At 35.7% G+C, this 6459-nt stretch carries 3 protein-coding genes; 2 read left to right on the top strand and 1 reads right to left on the bottom strand.

Annotated elements, in window-relative coordinates; all coding sequences use genetic code 11:
• A partial coding sequence (locus tag U9P79_02110; GenBank protein ID MEA2103422.1) for a C25 family cysteine peptidase occupies window positions 1-3024 on the bottom strand: 3024 nt, incomplete at its 3' end.
• A gap of 1098 nt (window positions 3025-4122) precedes the next feature.
• Here U9P79_02110 and U9P79_02115 point away from each other — a divergent pair.
• Both U9P79_02115 and U9P79_02120 read left to right on the top strand, forming a co-directional pair.
• Complete coding sequence (locus U9P79_02115; GenBank protein ID MEA2103423.1) at window positions 4123-5160, top strand: Gfo/Idh/MocA family oxidoreductase; 1038 nt, start codon at window positions 4123-4125, stop codon at window positions 5158-5160.
• Between the two features lie 194 nt (window positions 5161-5354).
• The gene (locus U9P79_02120; protein ID MEA2103424.1) at window positions 5355-6386 is read left to right on the top strand and encodes a glycosyltransferase; all 1032 of its coding nucleotides are present in this window, start codon (window positions 5355-5357) and stop codon (window positions 6384-6386) included.
• Window positions 6387-6459 lie beyond the last annotated feature (73 nt).

Here is a 6459-nt window from a genome sequence, read left to right on the forward strand (position 1 = left end):
AGCCCATGAACCGAATTCGGTATCATCAATAAAGAATTTTAAATAATCATAATTAGTTTCACTTGATACCTTTTTCCAGAAACTAATTTCACCGTCTGCAAGAACATCAAACGTGATGGATAGAGAAGTGATTTGATTATGGCTTATCACACCTGACTGAGCGGAATATTCTCCCTCATAGGCATCTGTGCTGATCGTCCAATCTGCACTACCTCCAAATTCCCAAGGAAATGCAGAAAAATCACCGGTTTCAAAACTCTCAATGACCAGTCCGATATTGAGAGAAAATTCCTGTATAGTTGCATATTCATTATCTGCAGAAATATTGATCTGAAATTCTGCCAGATCTCCAATTTGTGCGTCATCAGAAACCGTTACATTGAAAGTTACGATTCCACTATCTCCTGCCAAAATTGTATCAAGATTTCCAGTATCTTCATTTATGGTTATATTATCATCACCGGAAATATAGGACAAAATTGCTTCGATGTTATGAACTTTTGCTCCACCTGAGTTTTGGAGAATTACATTCAAATCGGCTACATCACCAGGATCGAGCCGATTGTTATCGCCATCGTTCACTGCAACTGAGCCGATTGAAACAATCGGGGCATATGCAGTCAGATTTAATTGAGCATTCCAGGTGGAGTCATTTACATCTGTCATAACAGCATCAAAAGTAAAACTATAATCGTCAGGGACATCATTTGCAACTGAGAAAGCAAATGCATCCTCGAAGGTTACAACTTCGCTAGAGTCAATATCACCGATAAATTCCTCATCATCTGTGAGTGTGATGTAATCATCTTCGATAAAAAGTTCCATGTTCAATCCCAGAACCATTTCCACACCCACATTTTTCAAACTCACATCCATTGTAGCATCTTCACCGAATTCGATAATATCGTCATCTCCGGAGGTAACGAAAAAATTGTCCACAATGACAAACGGACCTTCGAGCGGTGCCACTTGAACTTGACCGATGTAAGGTTGATATTGAGGTTTTGTTACGATAATATCTGCCAAACCTGCTTGAACAAAGATTTGATCAAAAACAACCTCTGCCACACCGTTTTCATCTGCGAGGGCTGAGCCGTGCAGTTCACCATTCATCGAAATTCCTACATAAGAACCGGAATTTGCATTAACAATAAAACTATTAACTCCTATTGGGAGAACATCCATATAACTTACATTATTAATTTCCCCTTGCGTCATATAAACTACTACGGATGGATCGCCAAGCAGATTGTAAGCCTGCCAATAATATTCTGCTCCTGCATATCCGGGAAATCCTTGATTATCAGCTTCGGTTACAGCAAGATTTCCACAAAAATTCAAAGCATCTTGGGTAACATAATCCGTGATAAAACCAGCATCATAAGCGCCCCAAGTGGTTTCTGCAATGGGGGGAACTTGCCCGTTTCCAACCGTGGGAAATGCACCAACTGCCCAGTAAACATCTTCATCCCAATATGATGAGGGAGCAGAAGCAATATAACCGATCGAACCGGTTGGTTCACCAGTAGTATTATCGGTGGCTCGTGCCCAAGTTTCACCAAAACATTCGGGATACCCAAAATCTCCGGAAAGACAGCAATTGCCAATGGCAAGTGGATATTTCCCCACATTCGTAAGGTCATTGACCATTCCCTGCGTCATTTGAGGACCTGCCCAGGAAGTTTGGCTGCCATGAGCAGTATAATTTATCATACAAATTCCATCGTCAATCGTGGGATTAAAACAGCCCGTATAAGAGGTCAGAAAAATATGAATGTTATCAAATCCATGCTCCTCGTTGAAATAATTTTCTGCTCCATATAGAATTGTAGGTCGTCCATGAGAAGGATTGTGAGAAACATCCTCACCGGCAATTAAGGTAATATTATCAAGAAAATTCGGATTTTCAAATTGATATTTTTCATAATAAATAGTTTTTTCTACCTGAGATTCTACTTGCGCAACGGTGGTTGCAGAAAACCTGCCATAATACATTTCCGGAAAATAATCACCATCCACACTACAATAATAAAGATCAGTATCTTTCGAGGTTTGAGTACCGTTTGTCGAAGGGACTTGACCTGTATCGCCCACAAAAAGAACAAATGAAGGAGCGGGATCTTCGGGAGTTCCCGAATTATAGAGTTCGTGAATATAAGTTTTAATTTGATTATAACTTGTCCCTATTTCAACTGTATATGCTTCGATCACGGTAAAACCTTTTTGGGTTTTCCATTCTACAAGAGGTTGAAGAGCATCTTCAAACATCGGATCGGAAATAATTAAATATTTAACAGGATAAGTGGTCAGGTCAGGATGATCGGGATAATCTCTATGATTGAAAATTGACTTATATAGTGGTAAAAAATAGGGGGAAGCTGTCGCAGCTCGAATGTTTTCTGCTTTGGCAATATTGCTGCCGGAAAAATTCACTTCGACTCGAATATGATTGTAAACTTTAATTTTTCCTTGAACAGGATTGTATTGAACAGGACAAACAACCAAGCGTGCCAAACGAATACCACGCATTGTTCCCAAAATTTCCACTTTTGCAAGAGGATGTTGAATAAAATTATTTTGTGAATATTTGCTTTGATTAAATTCAAATTCAACTGTGGCAGGATCGACATTCTTTGGGATGGATGGTTGCTGGGGAACGATTGCGTTATTGATAAAATAATCGCTTAAAGAATATTCCATTACAGAAAAATCTTGAACTTCAATCGAAACATCTGCATCAAATGGAATTTCGATTAATTTTTTTACAGCAGGCAATTTCGGTTCGCCCACATCCCCTACGTAATATGCCTTTGGAATCTCCAGAATATTAAAATTTCCTTTTTCCGTTTCAATTTCTGAACTTTTTATTTCAGAAAAATTGAGAATTACCTCAAATTTTGTATCACTATTTTCAATGATGTTTATCTCTTGACTTGATTGTTCTAAGTTTATATTTTGATTTACAGCAAAAAGGCTAACGGCAAAATAAAGGCTGATAGCAATAATTGACAATGTTTTTTTCATATTTGCTCCGATTTAATTTTTTATTCAAATAAATTTGATTAAAAAGTTCACTTCGCTTATTTTTTGTCAAGGAAACCCATATTTTTTCTTTATAAATTTAATAAGTCGAAACCAAACACCCTTGCTCAAATATCAAAATTGGACAATGGAAATTTGAAATTGAAAAAGAAATAACCACGAATGAAAATAAAAAATGGGAGAAGGAAGAAGGGAGAAGGGAAAACGGAGAAGGAAATTGTGAATCAGCCAGTGGGCGGACAAGTTTTTGAATTTTGAATTGTGAATTGTGAATTGTGAAATGTGAAATGTGAAGTGGAAAAGGGAAATGCGAAAAAATAACCACGAATGCAAAAAAAATAGCCTGTCCGTTTACGGATAGGAAAAAATGGGACAAATTATCTCACGCCATTTATGGCGTTTTTGAGTAAAATATCCGCTTGCCTCGTGTCCGCCAGCCGGCGGATTATCTGTTTTATTTATCGCGCCTGCCCAGTGAAATCTATTTTTTCGATATTTCATTCGGGTGAAATGCTTTTATCTTTTTTATTTCACGGGGATTTCACAGGGTAATATTTTATACATTTATGGCATTTTGGAGTAAAATATCCGTGATATTTTATACAACACTGCAACATCACGGATGTTGCACTCCAAAAAGTTTTTATAAGGGCGTGAACGCCCTTGATTATTTCGTTTGTTTTTTTTACCCAGCCATGAATGGCTGGGCTATTACGAAAACCGACTTTTTCTCGTAATCTTTTTATTCCTATTGCATTATTGGGGTTTATTTGTTTATTTTTGTTATTTGCTACCGAAATTTTAGCTGCTATCTATTTGTAATTTGTTCTTAACAGAAAGATTGACAGCAAAAAACCAGCATTTCAAAAGTGCTACTGTAGGTAAATTCCCAAATTAATTCATAGATAAAATCTAATCAAATATTAATTCAATACCGTTTGATTAAAATATTTATTAATTTGCTTCATATAAGTCACTTACATATATTTTTTACTGTACGTGAGGAGATAATATTGCGTCAAGTGACAAAAGTCTAAAACCAAGTTAGTGTAAAATGAAAAAAAATTATCGGAGAAAACCATGAAAAAAATAAAATTCACCCTTATCGGTTGCGGAAGGATATCTTCCAAACATTTTGAATCAATCCGAAGAATTGATAACGCTGAAATAATTGCTTGTTGCGATACAATTGAGAAAAGAGCAAAGACATCAGCCCAAGAATATAATATTACCAAATTTTATACTGATTATCAGGAAATGTTGAATAATGAAGAATGTGATGCCGTAATTATCTGTACTCCGAGTGGATTGCATTCTGAAATGGGAATTCAAGCAGCCAAGCATGGTTTTCATGTAGTAACCGAAAAACCTATGGCAACAACTCTGGAAAGTGCTGACAGACTCATTAAAGCGTGCGATCAGAATAAAGTGCAATTATTTGTTGTAAAACAAAATCGTTTGAATACAACTATTCAACTATTAAAAAAAGCAATCGACAAAAATAGATTTGGTAAGATCTATATGATTCACACCAATGTCTTTTGGCAACGTCCCCAAGATTATTATGATCTGGCTAACTGGCGCGGTACATGGGAATTTGATGGTGGAGCTTTTATGAATCAGGCAAGCCATTATGTTGATGCCGTTCAATGGCTCGGTGGTCCGGTAGAATCTGTGATGGCAGAAACAGCCACTTTAGCCCGTAATATAGAAACTGAGGATACGGGCTCTGCTATATTAAAATTCCGCAATCAAATTATTGGAACAATTAATGTAACTATGCTCACATATCCCAAAAATTTTGAAGGTTCCATTACGGTTTTGGGAGAAAATGGGACTGTGAAAATCGGAGGAATTGCCATCAACAAAATCGAAAAATGGGAATTTGAAGATTATGATGATGAGGATAAATTCATTGCCGAATCAAACTACACTCCCCCTAATGTTTATGGTTTGGGACATTTACCTTATTACAAAAATGTTGTTGACAGTCTTCTTGGGAATACAGAACCCAATACCGATGGTAGAGGTGGGAGAAAATCTATCGAAATAATAGAAGCAATATACAGATCCGCAAAAACCGGTAAAAGGATTTCATTACCACTAATAAGAAGATAAATTTTAAAATCAAAAAAAACAAAGTTCAAACAAAACTAAAAAGCAAATCAAAATTAACAAATTGCAGGCACTGAAATTGAATCGAATTTGCAATATTAAAACATTGTCCGGTAATACAAGCGGATTTTTTGCTATCTTCTATTATCGCTATTTAAATATTATTTGATATTTGAGATTTGTAATATAATTATACAATGCTCCTCATAATTTTTTTTTCACTAATAATTACAATTTTCGGATTAGCAATCCTCCGAACTTGGCGTGTTCCTAATCCGCAAGAACAGACGTTTTCAATAATAATCGCTTGCAGAAACGAAGAGCAGAACTTACCTGCTCTTTTTTCATTTCTAGAGAAAATCTATTATCCCAAAATGAAATTCGAAATCATTCTAATTGATGACGCTTCGAATGACAATACCCTAAATTTGATAAAAAAATTCTGCAATGAAGAAACAAACCGACTCTATTATCATTTAGATAAAAAGGATAAAGAATATAAAGGTAAAAAAGCAGCTCTTAAGATTGGCACCGATAACGCACAATTCGATTATTTCCTTTTCACTGATGCGGATTGCATGCCGCCGAAAAATTGGCTTAACGGATTAGACAATTTTCTTGCAAAAGATGTGGGAATGGTAGTAGGTTATTCCCCGGAAAAAAACGTATCCGATTTTCGCCATTTTTCTCAATTAATGTCCGCATCGGTTTATTCTGCTTCGATTGGAGCCGGATTACCATATAGCAGCAATGGCAGAAATCTGGCAGTTAGCCGAAAAGCATTTCATCTTGTGGGTGGATATGAAACGATTAAGGATCATCCTTGTGGTGAAGATAAATTACTTCTTAACCTTATAAAAAAAACGAAATACAAAATTGCATATAATCCGACGGAAAAAGTATTTACAAAACCTGAAAGAAAAAACAATTACGCGGATCAACAAAAAAGACGTTATGGGCAGTTTGATATCTCATCGGTTTTTTATAAAATTCTATTATCTTTGATATTTTTATTCTATATTTATCTCCCCTACCAAGTAATTGTAACGAGTGATTTGAGGAACTTAGGAATATATTTATTTTCCACTATCATTTTTTTACTTGCAACTCTTTATCGGCACAAAGAGAAATTTAAAATCCCGTATCTTTTCTTTATATTAATTTACCCATATTATGTAATTTACTATTCTATTTTAGGAAAATTTGGAACTTGGAAATGGAAAAGATAAATAATGTCAACCGATTCCTATACCACACATAAACCGTGTCATTCTGATGAGCGAAGCGAAGAAGAATCTCCCA

Source organism: Candidatus Cloacimonadota bacterium, assembly GCA_034661015.1.
In the GTDB taxonomy this organism is placed as follows: Bacteria; Cloacimonadota; Cloacimonadia; order JGIOTU-2; family JGIOTU-2; genus JAYEKN01.